Source organism: Dactylosporangium sp. NPDC049140, from assembly GCF_040648435.1.
In genome coordinates, this window is record NZ_JBEZDS010000042.1 from 67,093 (window position 1) to 85,601 (window position 18,509).

At 74.7% G+C, this 18,509-nt stretch carries 19 protein-coding genes; 11 read left to right on the plus strand and 8 right to left on the minus strand.

Annotated elements, in window-relative coordinates; genetic code table 11:
- The first annotated feature begins 44 nt into the window (after positions 1-44).
- The 5 genes from AB0B76_RS43870 to AB0B76_RS43890 all read left to right on the plus strand — a co-directional run bounded on the left by AB0B76_RS43870 (position 45) and on the right by AB0B76_RS43890 (position 3,669).
- Positions 45-788: a hypothetical protein gene (locus tag AB0B76_RS43870; RefSeq protein ID WP_360387279.1), complete on the plus strand. Its 744-nt coding sequence runs from the start codon at positions 45-47 to the stop codon at positions 786-788.
- Positions 778-1,128, plus strand: a complete 351-nt coding sequence (locus AB0B76_RS43875) for a PadR family transcriptional regulator (protein ID WP_360387282.1) — start codon at positions 778-780, stop codon at positions 1,126-1,128. Before AB0B76_RS43870 ends, AB0B76_RS43875 begins: the two co-directional genes overlap by 11 nt.
- Positions 1,125-1,829 (plus strand): hypothetical protein, encoded by a 705-nt coding sequence (locus AB0B76_RS43880; protein WP_360387285.1) that lies wholly within the window; start codon positions 1,125-1,127, stop codon positions 1,827-1,829. Before AB0B76_RS43875 ends, AB0B76_RS43880 begins: the two co-directional genes overlap by 4 nt.
- 176 nt (positions 1,830-2,005) lie before the next feature.
- Entirely contained in the window at positions 2,006-2,827 is an 822-nt protein-coding gene (locus AB0B76_RS43885) for a DUF4397 domain-containing protein (protein WP_360387386.1), read from the plus strand.
- Positions 2,828-3,069: 242 nt separating this feature from the next.
- Complete coding sequence (locus AB0B76_RS43890; protein WP_360387288.1) at positions 3,070-3,669, plus strand: class F sortase; 600 nt, start codon at positions 3,070-3,072, stop codon at positions 3,667-3,669.
- Positions 3,670-3,882: 213 nt separating this feature from the next.
- Here AB0B76_RS43890 and AB0B76_RS43895 read toward each other — a convergent pair whose 3' ends face one another.
- Positions 3,883-4,611: a helix-turn-helix domain-containing protein gene (locus tag AB0B76_RS43895; RefSeq protein WP_360387291.1), complete on the minus strand. Its 729-nt coding sequence runs from the start codon at positions 4,609-4,611 to the stop codon at positions 3,883-3,885.
- A 50-nt stretch (positions 4,612-4,661) separates the two neighbouring features.
- On the opposite strand from AB0B76_RS43895, the gene AB0B76_RS43900 reads away from it, so the two are divergent.
- Positions 4,662-5,534, plus strand: a complete 873-nt coding sequence (locus AB0B76_RS43900; protein ID WP_360387293.1) for an NmrA family NAD(P)-binding protein — start codon at positions 4,662-4,664, stop codon at positions 5,532-5,534.
- A gap of 78 nt (positions 5,535-5,612) precedes the next feature.
- Here the strand turns inward: AB0B76_RS43900 and AB0B76_RS43905 are convergent, their stop codons facing one another.
- From AB0B76_RS43905 to AB0B76_RS43915, 3 genes are all read right to left on the minus strand, one after another.
- A complete protein-coding gene (locus AB0B76_RS43905; protein ID WP_360387295.1) occupies positions 5,613-6,443 on the minus strand; it encodes a CPBP family intramembrane glutamic endopeptidase in 831 nt (276 codons plus the stop codon).
- An 87-nt stretch (positions 6,444-6,530) separates the two neighbouring features.
- Positions 6,531-7,190, minus strand: a complete 660-nt coding sequence (locus AB0B76_RS43910; RefSeq protein WP_360387298.1) for a response regulator transcription factor — start codon at positions 7,188-7,190, stop codon at positions 6,531-6,533.
- Positions 7,187-8,341: a histidine kinase gene (locus AB0B76_RS43915; protein WP_360387300.1), complete on the minus strand. Its 1,155-nt coding sequence runs from the start codon at positions 8,339-8,341 to the stop codon at positions 7,187-7,189. Before AB0B76_RS43915 ends, AB0B76_RS43910 begins: the two co-directional genes overlap by 4 nt.
- Positions 8,342-8,404: 63 nt before the next feature.
- Here AB0B76_RS43915 and AB0B76_RS43920 point away from each other — a divergent pair, with 63 nt between their 5' ends.
- Positions 8,405-10,342 (plus strand): SpoIIE family protein phosphatase, encoded by a 1,938-nt coding sequence (locus AB0B76_RS43920; RefSeq protein WP_360387303.1) that lies wholly within the window; start codon positions 8,405-8,407, stop codon positions 10,340-10,342.
- Positions 10,343-10,353: 11 nt separating this feature from the next.
- On the opposite strand, the gene AB0B76_RS43925 is transcribed toward AB0B76_RS43920, so the two are convergent.
- Genes AB0B76_RS43925 through AB0B76_RS43940 form a run of 4 tightly spaced genes read right to left on the minus strand, consistent with a single transcriptional unit; the run spans position 10,354 to position 14,316 of the window.
- On the minus strand, positions 10,354-10,947 hold the full coding sequence (locus tag AB0B76_RS43925) for an ATP/GTP-binding protein (RefSeq protein WP_360387306.1): 594 nt from the start codon (positions 10,945-10,947) through the stop codon (positions 10,354-10,356).
- Positions 10,928-11,296 (minus strand): DUF742 domain-containing protein, encoded by a 369-nt coding sequence (locus AB0B76_RS43930; protein WP_360387308.1) that lies wholly within the window; start codon positions 11,294-11,296, stop codon positions 10,928-10,930. Before AB0B76_RS43930 ends, AB0B76_RS43925 begins: the two co-directional genes overlap by 20 nt.
- A gap of 39 nt (positions 11,297-11,335) precedes the next feature.
- Positions 11,336-11,743, minus strand: coding sequence for a roadblock/LC7 domain-containing protein (locus tag AB0B76_RS43935; RefSeq protein ID WP_360387310.1), 408 nt, complete (start codon positions 11,741-11,743; stop codon positions 11,336-11,338).
- Entirely contained in the window at positions 11,740-14,316 is a 2,577-nt protein-coding gene (locus tag AB0B76_RS43940) for a sensor histidine kinase (protein WP_360387312.1), read from the minus strand. The genes AB0B76_RS43935 and AB0B76_RS43940 overlap by 4 nt, the downstream gene beginning before the upstream one ends.
- Positions 14,317-14,782: 466 nt before the next feature.
- On the opposite strand from AB0B76_RS43940, the gene AB0B76_RS43945 reads away from it, so the two are divergent.
- The 4 genes from AB0B76_RS43945 to AB0B76_RS43960 all read left to right on the plus strand — a co-directional run bounded on the left by AB0B76_RS43945 (position 14,783) and on the right by AB0B76_RS43960 (position 18,507).
- Positions 14,783-15,841, plus strand: coding sequence for an ABC transporter substrate-binding protein (locus AB0B76_RS43945; RefSeq protein WP_360387315.1), 1,059 nt, complete (start codon positions 14,783-14,785; stop codon positions 15,839-15,841).
- Positions 15,842-15,908: 67 nt separating this feature from the next.
- Complete coding sequence (locus tag AB0B76_RS43950; RefSeq protein WP_360387318.1) at positions 15,909-16,928, plus strand: ABC transporter substrate-binding protein; 1,020 nt, start codon at positions 15,909-15,911, stop codon at positions 16,926-16,928.
- Positions 16,929-16,930: 2 nt separating this feature from the next.
- Complete coding sequence (locus tag AB0B76_RS43955) at positions 16,931-17,749, plus strand: class I SAM-dependent methyltransferase (RefSeq protein ID WP_360387320.1); 819 nt, start codon at positions 16,931-16,933, stop codon at positions 17,747-17,749.
- A complete protein-coding gene (locus AB0B76_RS43960) occupies positions 17,746-18,507 on the plus strand; it encodes an ABC transporter permease (protein WP_360387322.1) in 762 nt (253 codons plus the stop codon). The genes AB0B76_RS43955 and AB0B76_RS43960 overlap by 4 nt, the downstream gene beginning before the upstream one ends.
- Positions 18,508-18,509 lie beyond the last annotated feature (2 nt).

Consider the following 18,509-nt stretch of genomic DNA (forward strand, 5'->3'; position numbering starts at 1 on the left):
CGGCACCCGGCGGGCCCGGTTTACCTTCTGCTACTGTGCCCATTATGGCTATAGCCGAGTTGGACAGTGCCCGCCCGGCCTGGGCCCGGCCCGCCGTCGCGGCCATCGGCGGCGCGACGGCGGTGGCCGCGCTGCTCGCGGCCGCCCGCCTGCCGGTGCCCGATCCGGTGGTCCGGGCGGAGTCCGCGGCGGTCGCCGGCTCCGCGTTCGCGCTCATCGCGGTGGCGTGGTGGCTGACCGGGCGGCCCGGCGTCCCCGACCGGCGTATCGTGCTGCGCCTCGGCCTGGGCTCCGGGCTGCTCCTCGGCGGCCTGTGGATCGCCGAGATCGGCTTCAACAATCTGACGCCGCACACGGTGTCGACGGCCGCCGCGCGCGGCGTGCTCGACAACGCGACCTGGGCCGTCGTCGGCGTCGTCACGATCGCGGCCGCCGCGGCGGTCACGGCGCGCACCCGCCGGTGGCGCTCCGGGCTGCGGGCGGGCGTGTGGTCGGGCGCCGGCAGCGGGCTGGGCGCCGCGCTCGGGGGCGCCGTGCTCCTGGCGCTGTTCCGCCCGTCGGTCGAGCACGATCCCCTGATGCAGGACGAGTGGCGGCGGCTCGGCGGGGACGTCGGCCTGCCCGCGTACGTCACCCGGGAGACCATGGCCGGCGTGGGCGGGCACCTGTGGGTGCTCGGCGTCGTCCAGGGTGCCCTGCTCGGCCTGGTCGCGGCGGCCGTGACGATCGCGGCGGTCCGGGCCCGCACCGCCGCCCGACCGGCGACGGCGGCCGGCGATGGCGCGTAGGCCACCCCAGCCGGCGGCGCTCGGCGAGGCCGCGCTGCACGTGCTGCTCGCGCTGGCCGACGGGCCCCGCCACGGGTACGCGATCATGCAGACGGTCGCCGCGGAGTCCGGCGGCGGCGTGCGGCTCGGCCCCACCACGCTGTACCGCACGCTGCGCACCCTGCACGAGGCCGGCCTCGTGGCCGAGGTCCCGCACGACGACCCGGGCGACGACGCGCGGCGGCGCTACTACGACATCACCGACGACGGCCGCGCCGCCGCCCGCGAGCAGCTGCGCCGCCTGCAACGGCTGATCGACACCGCGCGGGCCAAGCCGCGGTTGCGCCCGGACCCGGCGTGAGCGCCCCGCGGCAACGGCGCGCGTCCGTGGCCGTGTACGGCGCGATCCTGCGCCTGTACCCGCCCGCGTTCCGCGACCGCTGGGCCGGGGAGACCGTCCTGCTCTTCGCCGAGCTGGCCCGGCGCCGGCCGCCCGGACCGGCGGGCACCGCCGCGCTGTGGCTACGGCACCTGCCCGACCTGGCCGGGGGGCTCTTCGCGGAGTGGTACCGGGAGCTGCGCCGCCGGCCCGCGGTCCGGCACCCGGCCCTGACGCACGGCGCGCCGGCCGGTGCCCTGCTCAGCATCGTCACGGTCGCCGGCAACCTCGGCCACCTCTGGGCCACCCCGGCCGCGCGGGTCGCGTCCTGGCTGATCAGCGGGGCGGCGCTGAGCGTGCTGGCGCTGACCGGGCCGGCCACGCTCGCCGCGGCCGGCACCGTCGGCCGGGCGCTGCGCCACGGCCTGCTCGGCGGCGTGATCGCGTTCACGGCCGCGAACCTCACCGCCACCGCCGTGGTCCTCATCGGCCTCGACCGGCTCGGCCGCGACTCCGTCCAGCTCGCCGCGTTCGCCGCCAGCCACGAGACGGACTTCCGGGTGTACCAGATCCACGAACTGCTCGGCGGCTGGGCCTACGGCACCGTCGCCGGCGCGGGCCTGGGCGCGGCGCTGTCCGGCCTCGCCGCCGCCGGGATCCGCCTCGGGCGCCGCCTGCACTGACGGTGCAGGACCAGGCGCGCGTACGGCCGCAGAGGCGCCGGCGGTTGCGGTCTGTGGAAGATGCCACGTCGCGAATCCGAGCCCGGCCGAGCCGGCGAATCCGCTGATGACCCACGCATCCACGCGGGTCGACACCAGCCGGAAGGGGCGTTTCGCCAATGCTTGCTCGTCTGTCCATGCGCCGGTCCGCGGCCGCGCTGGCCGCGCTGGCCGCCACCGGTGCCGTCGTCCTCGGCGCGCCGCCCGCGCACGCCGCCGGCACCTCCCAGGTGTCGGTCGTGCACGGGATTCCCGGGCAGCCGGTCGACGTGTACGTCAACGGAAAGAAGACCCTCAGCGACTTCAAGCCCTCCACCGTGGCCGGCCCGCTGCAGCTGGCGGCCGGTAAGTACGACATCGTCATCGTCAAGCCCGGCGACCCGGTCACCAGCCCGATCCTCAAGGTCGACCAGGCGGCCGTGCCGGGCGACGCGAACATCAGCCTGGTGGCGCACCTGAGCGCCGACGGCAAGCCGGCGCTGACCCCGTTCGTCAACGACGTGTCGAAGCTCGCGCCGGGCCAGGCGCGGCTCGTGGTGCGGCACACCGCGGCCGCACCGGCGGTGGACGTGCGCGCGGGCGGGCAGCCGGTGTTCAAGAACCTCACCAACCCCGGCGAGGCCAAGGCCGACCTGCCGGCCGGGCCGGTCAGCGCCGACGTGGTCCTGGCCGGCACCACCACCGTCGCCATCCCGGCCGCGAACCTGAACCTGGCCGAGGGCACCTCGACGATCGTGTACGCGGTCGGCTCGGCCGAGGGCAAGACCCTCGGCGTGGTCGCGCAGACCATCACCGGCCTGCACGGCACCCCCGGCGGCGTGCCATCGGGCAGCGGCGGCGGCGCCGACCACGGCCCGGCCGGCTGGGTCTACGGGGCGGGGCTCGCCGGGCTGCTCGTGGCGGCGGCTGGTGCGCTGGCCCTCCGCCGCGGCCGCCGGGCCGCCCCGGTCCAGGGCTGATGCCCGCTCACAAAGAGGCCGACGGGCCAGGGCCGACGCCCGCTCACAAACAGCCCGACGGGCCAGGGCCGACGCCCGCTCACAAACAGCCCGACGGGCCAGGGCCGACGCCCGCTCACAAACAGCCCGACGGGCCAGGGCCGACGCCCGCTCCCGAAAAGCCCGGTGGGTCCCCGCGCATCCGTGCGGGGGCCCGCCCCGGGCCGGCGGCCGCCGCCACGGCCCTGGTCGTCGGGGTCGCGGTGCTCGTGGCCGCCGTGGCGACCGCGTGCACCCAGCGGCCCCCGGGCCCGGCCGGCGCCCCGGCCGCCGCCGCCCTGGCCGCGTCGACACCCGCATCCGCCCCCGCCGTCCCCGGTCCGCCGGCCGCGACGGTGGTCGCGCCGGCCGGGTTGCGCATCGACGCCCTGCGGCTCTCCGCGCGGGTGGACCCGGTCGGGGTCGACGCCGCCGGCGACGTCGCCGTCCCGCCGAGCGTCGGCGTGGTCGGCTGGTACCGGTACGGGCCGGGCCTGGAGGCGACCGCCGGGTCGATCGTGCTCGCCGGGCACGTGGACACGGCCGAGCAGGGCGGCGGGGCGTTCTTCCGGCTGCGTGAGCTCGGCCCCGGCGACGCGGTCACCGTCACCGGCGACGACGGCCGGGCCTACCCGTTCGCGGTCGTGGCGCGGGAGGTGTACCCGAAGACGCAGATCCCGCTCGAACGGTACTTCGCCCGCGACGGCGCGCCCCGGCTCACCCTCATCACGTGCGGGGGCCCCTTCGACTCACGCACCCGGCACTACCGCGACAACGTCGTCGTCACCGCCGTGCCGTCCTTCACGCCCGGTGCAGCGCCGTGAGCAGCTCGGCGATGGTGAACGGCTTCTCCAGCAGCCGTACGTCGGCGGGCAGCGTGCCGTGCGTGGTGAGGACGGTTCTTCACGTTCACGGGCCGGTCGGCGACCCACCCGGCGAGCGCGCTGCGCCGGACGGTCACCTCGATCGGCGTCGAGTTCACGGTCATGCCGGTTCCGTCCCATCGGGCAGGATCTGTCGGAATAGCGGATGAACGCCTAATCGGCGGCAGCGCGGTCGGCGACCGGGCGGCGCCGACGGGCGCGCTGGCGGCAGGTCGGGCCGCAGTAGCTGGGCGGGCGGCCGGTGGTGTGCCGGTGCAGCCGGGCCCCGCACTCCAGGCAGTGCCCCGTTTCGTGACGCCGCCCGGGCTCGTTGTCACGAAACTCGCCGCGTTTCGTGAACAGCCCGTCGAGCAGCAGCCGCACCAGGCGCGCGCCGCGGGCGCGGCTGTGGTGCGCCGAGCGCAGGGCCGCGCCGCCGGCGATGAGCGCGGCCAGGTCGTCGGCCTCCACCCCGGCCGGCACCGCGCCGGCCCGCCGGGCGGCGTGCAGCAGCCGGTCCAGGGCCCGGCCGAAGTCCTGCGCGGCCGCCGCCAGCTCGGCGCGGGGCCAGCTCTTGTCCGCGGTGAGCGCGGCGCAGACGCTCATCCGCCCGCTCGACTGCTCGATCGCCTCGACGAGGAAGCCGAGCAGCGCGTCGCCGGGCGCGGCCCGGGCGGCCCACCGCCCGGCCGCGCGCACCAGGCCGCGGACGTGCTCGGCGAGCACCGCCTCGACGAGGATCTCCTTGCTCGGGAAGTGCCGGTGCACGGTCCCGGCCCCGACCCCGGCACGCTGGGCGATCCGGCTCAGCGGTACCTCCAGCCCGTCGTCGGCGAAGACCCGCATCGCGGTGCGCAGCACGGTCTCGCGGTTGCGGCGGCCGTCCGTGCGTTCGGCGCTCATGTCACGAAATCCTTGTCGTCGGCCGGCAAGCGGGTGGATCGTTCCGGTTCATGTCAGTATCACGCAGGCCCGGGACCATCGTCGTCACCGGCGCCACGGGGAAGCAGGGCGGCGCCACCGCACGACGGCTGCTGGCGCTCGGACGGCCGGTCCGGGCCCTGGTCCGCGACGCCACGAAACCGGCCGCCGCCGCCCTGGCCGCCGCCGGGGCCGAACTCGTACCCGGCGACTTCGACGACCCGGCGAGCCTCGCGTCCGCGCTCGACGGCGCCGCCGCGGTGTTCGCCATCCCGCCGGCCACGTTCGACACGGCCCTGGAGGCGGCCCGGGGCCGGGCCCTGATCGACGCGACCGCCGAGGCCGGGGTCGAGCAGGTCGTGCTCAGCACGGTCGCGTCGTCGTCGCGCCGGGAGCAGTCGGCCGAGGGCAAGAAGCTCATCGAGCGGTACCTGCTCGAGCGCATCAGGTTCGCCACGGTCCTGCGCCCGGTGCGCTTCATGACCAACTACATCGGCCCCGGGGTACTCGGCGTCGACGGGATCGTCCAGGGGGTACACCGGCATCTGTTCCCACCGGACGAGCCCATGCAGATCATCGCGCTCGAGGACGTGGCCGACTTCGCCGCCCTCGCGTTCGCCGACCGGGACCGGTACGCGGGGCGGACCTTGGAGCTGGCCGGCGACGACCCGACCCCGGTCGAGGCGGCCGCGGCGATCAGCGCGGCCACGGGCGCACCGCTGCGGTACGAGCAGATCCCGCCCGACGAGGCGGCCGCGCTCAGCCCGATGTTCGCCGAGACCCTGCGCCGCTGGGAGACCGGCGGGGGCTGGCACGCGGACATCGAGGCCCTGCGCGTCATCCACCCCGGCCTGCGCACGCTGAACGACTGGCTGAGCGAGTCCGGCGCCGCCGCCCTGCGCTGACGCGAGGGCGGCGACGAGCAGTTCGACGAGTCATCCGTACAGGAGGCCGGTTGTGGAAGCGGCGGCCGGCCTCAACCCCTAGGCGCGGTCCACGGCCACGGCCGGCGCACGGCGGAGGCGGGCGGTTCGGGCGGTGAACGCCAGCAGGATCAGCGCCGGTACCGTGATGACCACCAGCGTGACCACGCTCGCCTCCGGCCCGAAGGTGCCGCCCGTCAGCCAGTCCGCCCCGGTCAGCGTCGTGCGGTACAGCGAATGCGCCGCATCCTCGCCCGACGAGCTCACGCCGAAGACACCCGCCTGCACCGTGTTCCAGGCGAAGTGGAACCCGATCGTCAGCCACAGCGAGCGCGTCGCCAGGTACAGGACGCCGAAGAGCAGGCCGCCCGTCAGGGTGATGGCCAGCGCGGCCTGGACCGTGGCGTTGGCGTTGATCAGGTGCATCGCGCCGAAGAGCAGCGACGAGACGATCAGGGCCGCCCAGCCGCCGAAGCGTTCGGCGATCATGCGGGCGATGACGCCGCGGAAGAGGATCTCCTCGTTTGCCGCTACGCACGCCATGATGCCCGCCGTGACGGCCAGGCCCTCGAACGAGCCGCGGGTCTGCGTGTCCCAGCCGCCGAGCAGGCGGATGCCCAGCATCACCAAGCCGAAGGCGGCCGCGCCGAGCAGGAGGCCGGGGAGCAGCCAGCGCGCGGCGTTGGACGGGGACACCTCGGGGGCGGCCGGGCGGCGCTCGATCCAGCGGCTCAGCCAGGCGTACCCGACCACCGCCACGACCGCGCTCGTGAACCCGGCCGACACCGCCCACGTCGGGTCGTCCGAGCGCGCCGCGGTCACGCCCTCGGTGACGGCCAGGAGCGCGAAGGCCGCGATCAGCATGAGCGGGAAGCGCAGGATGAACCTCATGCCGGCCAACCGTAGGGATCGACGAGGCTGGAAACGTCACCCCGCCGTGGACATCCGGTGTGGCTCGCGCGAGGGACTACCGGGCCGTCACGCTCCGGAGCGGACCAGGCCGCTCTGGAATGCGTAGACCACCGCGTGGACCCGGTCGCGCAGGTCCAGTTTGGTCAGGATCCGGGAGACGTACGTCTTGACGGTCTCCTGGCTCAGCGTCAGCTCGGCCGCGATCTCCGCGTTCGACATTCCCCGCGCGATGAGCTTGAGCACCTCCACCTCGCGCGGCGCGAGCAGCGCGGCGGGCCCGTCGACCCCCGGCGACGGGCGCAGCCGCTCGCCGAAGTGGCCGATGAGCCGGCGCGTGACGGCCGGCGCGACCAGGGCGTCGCCGGCCGCGACCGTGCGTACCGCGGCCACCAGCTCGGCCGGCTGGGCGTCCTTGAGCAGGAAGCCGGCCGCACCCGCGCGCAGGGCCCGGTACACGTACTCGTCGAGGTTGAACGTCGTGACGACGAGCACCGTCAGCGGGTCGGCGACCTCGGGGCCGGCGAGGCGGCGGGTCGCCTCGATGCCGTCGAGCACCGGCATGCGGATGTCCATGAGCACGACGTCGGGCCGCAGCTCGCGGGCCAGCCGCACGGCCTGCTCGCCGTCGGCGGCGGCGCCGGCCACGGCGAACCCGGGCTGGACGCCGAAGATCGTGGTGTACGCGGTGCGGATCAGCGGCTGGTCGTCGCAGACCAGAATCCTCATCCCGCCACCCCGACCGGGATCGACGCGCGGATCAGGAAGCCGCCGGCGGGCGTCGGCCCGGCCTCGAACGAGCCGCCGAACACGCTCACCCGTTCCCGCAGGCCGGCCAGGCCGCGACCGGTGCGCGCCGGGCCGCCCGGCACGGCCGAAGACCCTTCCGTGTGTACCTCCACCTCGACCGCGTGTTCGGAGTGTGCGACCCGGACCAGGGTGGGCCGCCCGGGCGCGTGCTTCACGGCGTTGGTCAGCGACTCCTGCACCACCCGGTACACGGTCAGGTCGACCCCGCCGCCGGCGTGGCCGGCCTCGCCCTCCTCGCGCCAGTCCACGGGCTGCCCCAGCGTGCGGGTCCGCTCGACGAGGTCGGCGATGCGGCCGGCCACCGGATGGTCGCCGAGATCGTCCGCGTCGAGCACGCGCAGCAGGTGCCGCAGCTCCCCCAGGGCCTCCCGGCCGGTGCTGCTCACCGCGGCCACACCCGCCCCGGCCACGCCCGGGTCGCTGGTGAGCACCAGCCCGGCCGCATCGGCCTGCAGCACCATCGCGGTCACGTGGTGGGTCACGACGTCGTGCAGCTCGCGGGCGATCACGGCGCGCTCGGCCGCGACGGCGAGGGCCATGCTGTCGCGGCGGTGCTGCTCCGCGGCGGCGCGCTGCCGGCGCATCCAGCGGCCCGCGCCCCAGAAGGCGGCCAGGACGGCGCAGAACTCGGTGTACTGGATGATCGTCTGCCCCGAGCCCATCCGGTGCAGGGCCACCACGAGCGCGACGTAGCCGCCGGTGAGCAGCGCCGGAAGGGCCCAGCGGCGGCGCCGCTGGTGCGCGCCGAGGGCGTACAACGCGAAGGGAAAGGCCAGCGTGGCCGCGGAGTGCGCGTAGCCCAGGCACTGGTAGAGGCCGAAGCCGGCCGCTGTGAGCAGCGCGCACACGGCCGGCCACCGGCGGCGGAGCACCAGCGGGGCGCAGAGCGCGGCCACGAGGGCCCAGCCGCGCGCGTCCAGCGGCCGGTCGGGGAACTCGGGCAGGTCGGCGCCGACGCCGGCCATGCCCGGCACCAGCGACACCGCGAGCAGCCCGGCGGCCCCCGCCGCGTCCTGGAGCAGGACGGGCAGGCCGCGCCACCGGTGCCACCACGAGGCCGGGACGGTCATGGGCGGGAGCATAGCCAGCCCGCGGCGGAGGCGACGAAGAGCGCCTGGTGGCATGCTGTTGCGGTGACGCGAGCACAGCATCCGGCGGGCGACCCGGGCGAGGTGGCACGGGCGTTCGAGGAGATGCCGGCGGTGCTGTGGGCGTTCGCGGGGCCGCAGCACCGGGTGGTCGCGGCCAACCGGGCGGCGCGGGCCAGCGTCGGCGACCGGGAGGGCATCGTCGGCCGGCCGATCCGCGAGGTCGTTCCGGAGATGGCCGGGCAGCAGATCTTCGAGATGATCGACGAGGTGTACGCGACCGGCCACCCGGTCTCCCACGCCGACCGGCGCGTGCTGGTGGACCGCGACGGCGACGGGCACCTCGAGGAGGACTTCTACACGTACACGTTCCTGCCGACCCGGGGCCCGGACGGCGCGGTGACCGGCATGGTCGTGCACATCGTGGAGACGACCCGGTGGGTGCGCCAGCGGCAGGCGGTCGAGGCGCGCGCCGACGACTCCGAGCGGCGCTACCGGGAGGCCCGCGACGTGGTGCTGGGCCTGCAGCGCAGCCTGCTGCCGGCCGGGGTGCCGCTGCTGCCCCGGCTGCGGATCGCGGCGCGCTACGTGGTGGCCGGGGCCGACGCGGCGGCCGGCGGCGACTGGTTCGACAGCGTCGTGCTGCCCGACGACCGGGTCGCCCTGCTCGTCGGCGACGTCGTCGGGCACGGCGCCGAGGCCGCGGGCGTCATGGGGCAGCTGCGCGCGGTCGCGCTGCAGGCGCTCGTCTCCGGGGCCGGGGTCCTCGACTCGCTGCGGCGCCTGGACACCCTCGCCGGCTGCCTCCCGGCCGCCGTCGGGGCCACCGTCTGCCTCGTGGTGGTCGATCCCCGCACCGGCGACCTGGAGTACGCCTCCCGCGCCCACCCGGCGCCGCTGCTGCTCGGCCCCGGCGGGTCCGCCCGCTTCCTGGACGGCGCGCCCACCGGGCCGCTGGGCGCGGACGGCAAGCCGGCCCGGCGGCACCACGACCGGCTCGGCCCCGGCGAGCTGGTCGTGCTGTACTCCGACGGGCTGATCGAGCGCCCCGGCCAGGCCCTGTCGGCCGGCCAGGCCGAGCTGGCCCGGGTGGCCACGGCGGTGCTGTCCGAGCCGGTCGCGCCGGGCAGCACGCTGCCGGCCCTGACCGCCGACCGGCTCGGCGCGCTGCTGGTCGAGCGGTTCGCCTGGGCCGGGTACCGCGACGACGTCACGGTCCTGGTCGCCGAGCGGCAGCCGGAGCCGCCGGAGCCGCCCGCGCTGCGGCTGCCCGCGATCCCCGCCAGCCTGGCCGCGGTGCGGGTCGCGATGCGGGCGTGGCTGGGTGCGCTCGGCGTCCCGGCCCTGCCGGCCCAGGCGGTGCAGCACACGCTCGGGGAGGCCGCCGCGAACGCGGTCGAGCACGCGTACCGCGCCGGCGACCCCGGGGAGTTCACCGTCGCCGCGGGCCTGGACGAGCGGGGCGTGCTCCGGCTCACCGTGACGGACCGGGGGCGGTGGCGGCCCGCGCCGGACGACCCGCAGGACCGCGGCCGCGGGCTGATGCTCATGCGGGCGCTGGCCGACCGGGTCGAGGTGGCCGCCGGCGAGCTGGGCACCGCGGTCACCATCGAGCACCGGCTGCAGCGGCCGGCGCAGGTGAGCGCGGGAGCGGCCCCGCCCGAGCCGGCGGCGGAGGCCCGCGAGGTGCCCTTCCGGATCGAGGCCGGCGCGGACGGGCCGCGGGTGCTGCGCGTCTCCGGCCCCGTCGACCTGGCCACCGCCGGCGAGCTGGAGCGCGCGGTGCGGGCGGCCGGGCGCGGCGGCCTGCTGCCGGTGACGCTCGACCTCGCCGGGGTCACCCTGCTGTCCAGCGGCGGCGTCCGGCTGCTGCACCGCCTCGACGCCGGCGCCGACCCGGCCGGCCTCCGGCTGCGGGCACCGCGCGGCGGCGCGGTGCACCAGGTGCTCGCCCTGACCGGCCTCGAGCACCTGGTGACCTGAGCCGGACCGGGTCAGGGGTGGGTGGTCAGCAGCGACAGGGCGTGCTCGGCCACGGTGATCAGGGTCTGCTTCACCGAGTCCCGCGAGCGGGCGTCGATCAGGGCGAGCGGCACGTGCCCGGCGATGGCCAGCGCCTGGCGCACCTCCTCGGCGTCGTAGCGCGGGGCACCGTCGAAGCAGTTGACCGCGGCCAGGTACGGCAGCCCGCGGTGCTCGAAGAAGTCCAGGGCGGCGAAGCTGTCCTCGATGCGGCGGGTGTCGACGATGACGACCGCGCCGAGGGCGCCCCGGACGAGCTCGTCCCACATGAACCAGAAGCGGGTCTGCCCGGGGGTGCCGAAGAGGTACAGGATCAGGTCCTTGGCGATCGTGATGCGCCCGAAGTCCATGGCGACGGTCGTGGTGCTCTTCGCCGGGACGGCGGTGGCGTCGTCGACGCCCAGGCCGGCCGCGGTCATGACCGCCTCGGTCGTCAGCGGAGTGATCTCCGAGATGGCGCCGACGAGCGTGGTCTTGCCGGCGCCGAACCCGCCCGCGATGAGGATCTTCACGGCGGTGACCCGGTCCGCGCCCGGGCGTAGCCGCTCAGAGGTTGCGGAGTCCAATGAGAACCCTTTCCAAGACGTTGATCCGTTCCTGCGTGTCGCCGGCCTCGAGCGGCTCGTGCAGAGTCAGGATCCCTTCGGTGATCATGTCGGCCACGAGGACACGGGCGACGCCGAGCGGCACGCGCAGGCACGCCGCGATCTCGGCCAGCGACTGGGGGCGGTCGGTGCACAGGTGTGCGATGCGCTGCCAGTCACGCCCGGCGTACCGGCTCGCCTCGACCCCCTGTCGCATCGTCAGCATCACGGCCTCGATCGCGATCTCGCGCGTGGGCTCCGTCCGGCCGCGGGTCACCGCGTACGGACGCACCAGAGCCCCGCGCGGGTCGTCCTCCCCGCCCACCACCATCGCCGCCCGCCCTTCAGCCGCTCTCCCCGCCGGAGTTGCCTACCGGGCCACTGTCTCGCGCGGAGGTGACACCAGCGATTGGCCGACCCGCTCGACCAGCAGCGCCATCTCGTAGCCGATGTGGCCGACGTCGCAGTCGCGGGCGGCGAGCACGACGAGCGACGAGCCGTCGCTGATCGCCATGAGGATCAGGTAGCCGGCCTCCATGTGCACGATCGTCTGCTGCACGTTGCCGCCCTCGAAGTGCCGGGCCGCGCCGTACGTGAGGCTGACCAGCCCCGCGGTGATGGAGGCGAGCTGTTCGGCCCGGTCGGGCGGGAGGTCGCCCGTGGCCGCCAGCAGCAGGCCGTCGGCCGACACCGCGATGACGTGCGCGACCCCCTCCAGTGGCTGGGCGAAGCTGTCCAGCAGCCAGCTCAGGCTCTCCAGTGCGCCGGACCCCGTCATCTGCGATTCTCCTCCGTTGCCTGGGCGTGGTCGGTGGTTCCCGCGCCGGCCTGACGCCCGCGTTGCACTCCGCGTTGGTACGACGAAAGCAGCCCGCGCAGCTCCTCGGCGGTGGGCCGGTTGAGCTTGCGCGGCCGGTCGGGCACGCTGCCCGGCACGAGCTGGGCCTGCGGCGAGCGGATCGGCAGGCCGGAGCGGGTGCTGGCGTCCGTGGACGGTTTCTGCGCCGCGGCCGCGGCCCGCCAGCCGTCGTCGGCCCGGGTGCGCCAGCGCGCGGACGCCGCCGCGGCGTCGGCCGGAGGCGGCACGGGTACCGACGGCGGCGCCGCCCCGGGGGCCGGCCGGCCGGCCGGGGCGAGCAGCGTCGGCCCGGTCATCGCGCTGTGGCCCCGCTCGTGGAACCAGGTCGCCTCGATCTCGCGGAAGATCGGCAGCTCCGTGGTGTCGTCGTCGGCCTCGGCCAGCATCGGCGCGGACACCGGGGCCACGAGATCCGCCCACCGGTCCTGGAACGTCGGCTCGACCCGGACCGGCGCCGGACGCGGCGGCTCGGGCCGGGCCGGCTCGGCGCGGGCGGGCGCGGCGGCCGGGCGCCGGGCCGGCAGCGAGCCGACCGGGGTCCGCGGCAGCACGAGCGCGCTGCCCGGCATCGCGATCTCGGCGACCGTGCCGCCGCCGCGGTTGTCGCGCAGCTGCACCGTCATGCGGTGCCGGGCCGCGAGCCGGCTGATGACCGCGATGCCCATGAGCCGGAACGCGCCGACGTCGACCGGCGCCGGCTCGGCCAGGCGGCGGTTGAACTCGGGCAGGGCCTCGGGGGCGATGCCGAGGCCGCGGTCCTCGACCCGGACGATCGCGCGGTCGCCGAGGCGCTGGCCGGACACGACGACCGGGGCGTGCGGCGGCGAGAACCGGGTCGCGTTGTCCAGCAGCTCGGCCAGGAGCCGCACGACGTCGTTGACCGCCGGGGCGGCGATCGCGAGGTCGTCGTCGATGTCGCCGAACTCGATCCGCTCGTAGAGCTCGATCTCGGACTGGGCGGCCCGGACCACGTCCTGCAGCGGCGCGTCCTGGCGGCGCGGCGGGGCGGTGTCGGCGCCGGCGAGCACGAGGACGTTCTCGTCGTTGCGCCGCATCCGGGTGGCGAGGTGGTCGAGCTGGAACAGCTGCGCGAGCCGCTTCGGGTCGTCCTCGCCGCGCTCGATCCGGTCGAGCTGGCCGATCATCCGGTCGACGAGGGTCTGGCTGCGGCGGGCCACGCTGAGGAACATGGTCGAGACGCTGTTGCGCAGCACGGCCTGCTCGGCGGCGACCCGGACGGCCTCGCGGTGCACGGTGTCGAAGGCCCGCACCACCTCGCCGATCTCGTCGCGGCTCTCGAACCCGGCCGGGCCCCGGACCTGATCGGCGATCTCCTGCGGCGAGCGCTCCTGCACGGTCCGGGCGTCGCGCAGCCGCAGCACCAGCTCGGGCAGGTCGTTGTGCGCCACGGTGAGCGCGGTCTGCCGCAGCCGCCGCAGCGACCGGACCATCGAGCGGGCCGTGACGAACGCCAGGCCGGCGACGAGCGCCAGCACCGCGAACAGGACGGCGGACTCCATCACCACCTGGCGGCGGACGGCGGCGCCGATGGCCGCGGCGTCGCCGACGAGCTGGTCGTCGAGGCGCGCCTCGGTCCAGCGCATGAGGTCGTTGACCGCGCCGAAGACGGCCACGGCGTCCTCGGCCTCGACCGTGCGCGGCTGGCCGACGCTGCGCTGCAGGGTGCTGGTGAGGTCGTCGGCCATCTGGGTCGCGTCGCCGGCGATGGAGGACTCGACGATGCGGCGCTGGGGCACGGTCGCCGACAGCGAGAAGGCGACGAACGCCTCCTGCTGGCCGGTGAGCGTGGCCAGCAGCGCGGCGAGCTGGTGGGAGTCGAGGGAGCCGGCCTTCAGCGCGGCGTAGCTCACCGCCTCCTGCTCGGCGACCCGCGCCTTGGCCTTGGAGAACGCCGCGGCCGCGCGCAGCTCGTCGGAGAGCGTCTGGTCGGTGCTGACCTGGGCCACGGCCTCGCGGTAGGCGACGAGGTCGTCGATGACCACCCCGTAGCGCAGCAGGACCTCGCCGACGGACACGCCCTGGCGGGCGCCGACGTCCTTGCGGATCGCCGACAGCGCCTGGAGCTGGTCGTCGATGCGTTCCAGCCGGTCCCGCACGCCCGCCGGCACGTCGCCGAGGGAGCCGCGGCGGTTGGTGTACCCGGAGACCGCGGCGTCGGTGCGCACGATCTGGCGGTTGTACGCCTCCGACTTCGCCTCGGGCGAGGACAGCAGGGCCGCGGCGGCCATGCGCTCAAGGTGGATCTCCTGGGCGACGCCGGACACGTCGGCGGACAGCCGGGTGAGGGCGCCGACGGCGGACGCGTCGCTGGCCCGGCCGCCCGCGTCGAGCAGGCGCAGGGCGGCGAGCGTGACGATGGCCAGGAGCGGCACGAGCAGGATCAGGCCCAGCTTGGACCGGATCCGGGCGTTGGCCAGCCGCGGCCGGCGCAGACGGAATCCGCCACCGGACGGCCTCTTCGATGCGGGCATGCGCAGTATCTCCGCGGTCGGTCGCCTATGACGATCCCGGCGAGTGTGACGTTCGGGCAGGTGGAACCCGGCGGCCTCGGGACGCAGGACACGGCATATAACCATGAACTGGCCGATCCCGGAAACCCTCTCGGCCCAGCGGGCCGCGGCGCCGCCGGAGCGATCCGAGTCGATCAACAGGGCTACCAGGGCATTTACCGAGACCACTGAGTAGATCACACCAGGGGATGTAGGCAATTTCAACAGGTTGTTAACACGAGATTCAGCAACACCGCCGGAACGCGCATTTCGAACCACTTGACCACCCTCGTGCGAGTTGGCAAGGTGTGCATCCGAATGAACGCGGATTTGATCGAGGGGAATCGACTTGCGGCGCTGGCGCTCTGTTGCGGCGATGCTGGCGGTGACCCTGACATCGACCGGTGCTTGCACATCGGAAAATGTCGAGAACGGGGCCGATATCGTCGTGGCGGCAAGCCTGGAACTGTCAGGCAGTGCGGCCGATATCGGCGTGGCCTACCAGCGGGCGCTGGAGCTCAAGGCGGCGCAGATCAACGCGAGCGGGCTGCTCGGCCGGCGCAAGCTGACCGTGCGGGTCCAGGACAACCGGGGCGACCCGGCGACCGCGCTGACCCAGATCACCGCCTTCGCCGCGGACCCGTCGGTGACCGCGCTCATCACCGGCACCTGCGCGGACTGCACCAGCGGCGCGGCCAAGGTGATCGAGCAGGACCACCTGCCGACGATCGCGTTGTCGCCGGTCGCGGACGTCATCGCGCCGGCCGCGGAGCGCAGGTACATCTTCCGCCTGGCCCCCAGCGCGGACGACGACGCCGTCGTGCTGACCAGCGAGCTCGGCCGGGCCGGCCAGCGCAAGGTCGCCCTGCTGGCCAGCGACGACGCCTACGGCAAGCGCGGCGCGGACGCCCTGGCCCGCGAGGCCGGCAAGATCAGCGCGAAGGTCGTCGCCCGGGCCCAGTTCGCCCCGGCCGACAGCGACCTGAGCAAGGCGGCCCACACGGCCCTGGCCGGCAACCCGGACGCGGTCGTGATCTGGGGCTATCCCCCGCAGGCGGCGCTCGCGGTCGGAGCGGTGCGCGCCGGCGGCTACCACGGCCAGGTCTACCTCGACGCCGTCGCCGCGGGCGACCTCTTCCTCGGCGGCCCGTTCGCCGGCACCGACGGCACCTCCCTGGTGTTCACGCCGACGCTGGCCATCGACGACGTCATCGCGACGACGCCCGCGAAGGCGGCCCGGCGCCAATGGTTCCAGGACTACACGTCGCGCTACTCCACCTACCACGGTCATGCCTCATTCGCGGCGGACGCCTTACAGCTCATCGCGAATGCCGTGGTCCAGTCGGGTTCGATCGACGGTGCCACATTACGGACCCGGCTGGAAACCGCACAGGTGGACGGGCTCAGCGGCTCCATTCGATTCACACCCGACAATCATTCCGGCTTCGCGCCGCAATCACTGACGATGCTCGAGGCCCGCGCCGGCCGTTGGCGCCTGCTCGGTTAGAACAATTGTACGAACCGCGAACGCTGAGCACTGAAAAGTTGAGAACTTGAAAATTGGGGGTTCGGCCGTGAGACGTTATCGCACATTGCTCATCTCGGCGCTCGCCGTGGTGCTGGTCGGCGCGGGCGGGTGCTCGTCGAAGGCTGATCCGCAGCCCGCGGCGGCCGGCGGGGACAAGCCGGCGGACAAGGTCACCTACCTGACGGCGTTCGGCGCGGTCGGCCGCGACGCGTTCGCCTGGGTGGCCCAGGACAAGGGGTACTTCAAGGAGGCCGGCCTCGACGTCACCATCCAGCTCGGCGCGGCCACCGGCGAGAACCTCAAGGGCCTCGCGGCCGGCCAGGCCCAGTTCGCGAACCTGGACCTGATCGGCGCGTGGATCCTCGCCGGCAAGGGCGACTACAAGGACTTCCGCACGATCGCCGCGATCCACCAGCAGACCCTGGTCTCGATCATCGCGCTGGACGGCGCCGGCATCACCGCGCCGAAGGACCTCGAGGGCAAGAAGCTCGGCGCCGCCACCGGCTCGGTGAACCAGCTGCTGTTCCCGGGCTACGCCAAGCTGGCCGGCATCGACCCGACCAAGATCCAGTGGGTGAACGCCCAGCCCGCCCAGCTCCCGGCGCTGCTGGCCGGCGGCCAGGTGCAGGCCCTGAGCACGTTCCTCATCGGCTCCAAGGGCATCGAGAAGGCGGCCGGCGGCAAGAAGACCGTCGTGCTGCCTTACAGCAAGTACCTCGGCGACCTCTACGGCAACGGCATCATCACCACGTCGAAGATCGCCAAGGAGAACCCGGACCTGGCCCGCCGGTTCCGCGACGCCAGCCTCAAGGCGCTCAAGTACACGATCGAGCACCCGGACGAGGCCGCGCAGATCCTCAAGAAGGCCCAGCCCGCCGCGGACGTCACCGCCGCCGTCGGCGAGATCACGCTGATGACCCCGTACGTCACCTCCGGCAGCGGGATCGGCGTCATGGAGCAGGAGCGGGTCGCCCGCGCGATCGCCACGCTCCAGGGCTCCGGGCTCATCCCGGCCGGCCTCACCCCGGACGCGGTCGTGGACTTCTCGCTCACCCCGAAGGCCTGAGCATGACCACCTCGATCGAGCCCGGCCCGTCGCGGTACTCCTTCGACAACGACGACCCGGAGTCCGTCGGCCGGCACAGCCACCTGTCGAACATCCTCGACCCGTTCACGTTCCAGCGGCTCGGCACGCTCGGCGACCTGGCCGGGAAGCGCTGCCTCGAGGTCGGGGCGGGCGGCGGCAGCGTCGCCCGCTGGTTCGCCGAGCAGGCCGGGCCGACCGGCGACGTGCTGGCCACCGACCTCAACGTCCGGCACATCCCGCTCGACGCCGGGTTCCGCGTGCTGCGGCACGACCTGGTCGCCGAGCCGGTGCCGGACGGCCCGTGGGACGTCATCCACGCCCGGCTCGTGCTGCTGCACATCCCGCAGCGCGAGGCCGTCCTGGCCCGGCTCGCGGAGTCGCTGGCCCCGGGCGGCGCGCTGGTGATCGAGGAATGGGCGACCGAGTTCGGCAACCTGTGCCTGGCCGCGCCGGACGACGAGGCGGCCGGGCTCATCGACGAGTACCGCGACACGCTGGTGAACCGGGTGCTGCCCGGGCGGGGCAACGACCCCGCCTGGGCGGCGCGGGTGCACGCCACCATGCTGGCCAACGGGCTCGTCGGCGTCGACACGGCCATCGACGCCGCGTCGTGGCCCGGCGGCAGCCCCGGCGCGCTGCTCATCGCGGTCAACGTCGCCCAGCTGCACGACGACTTCATCGCCGCCGGGTTCACGGAGGAGCGGATCCAGCGGCTGTACGCCGCGGTGCAGGACCCCCGGCTGGTTGTCCGGAGCCACTTCACGTACTCCACCATCGGCCGGCGGCCGGGCGGGTCATGAGATCACGCTGGGCCGGAGCGTCGCTGCCCCTCGTCGGGGCGGCGGCGTTCATCGGTCTCTGGTGGGGCGTCACCGTGGTGTTCGGCATCCGGTCGTTCTTCCTGCCCTCGCCGCTGGACGTCGTCGCGGCGTTCCGCGCGCAGCCGGAGTACCTGCTCACCGAGGCGTGGTCGACGCTGCAGATGACGGCGATCGGATTCCTGATCGCGCTGGTCGCCGGCCTGCTCATCGCGATGGTGCTGACCATGTCCCGGGCGGTCGAGCGGGCCACGATGCCGCTGCTCGTCGCGCTCAACTCGATCCCGAAGGTGGCGCTCGCGCCGCTGCTGATCGTCTGGATCGGGTACGGCTCCGGCCCCAAGATCGTGATGATTGTGCTCATCGCCTTCTTCCCGATCGTGGTGTCGGCGGCCGCCGGGCTGTCCTCGACGCCGGCCGACCTCGGCGAGCTCGCCACGTCGCTGTCGGCGTCGTGGTGGCAGGCGTACCTCAAGGTGCGCCTGCCCTGGGCGCTGCCCCAGGTGTTCGTGGGGCTCAAGCTCGGCATCTCCCTCGCGGTCATCGGCGCCGTCGTGGCCGAGATCAGCAGCCCCAACGGCGGGCTCGGCGCCGTCGTCGTGCTGTCCGGCACCTCGCTGGACACCCCGCTCGCGTTCGCCGCCATCACCCTGCTGGCGATCCTGAGCATCGCGCTGTTCTACCTCGTCGTGGGCCTGGAGCGGCTGCTGCTGCCCTGGGCGCGCGCGATCTCCGCGTAGGA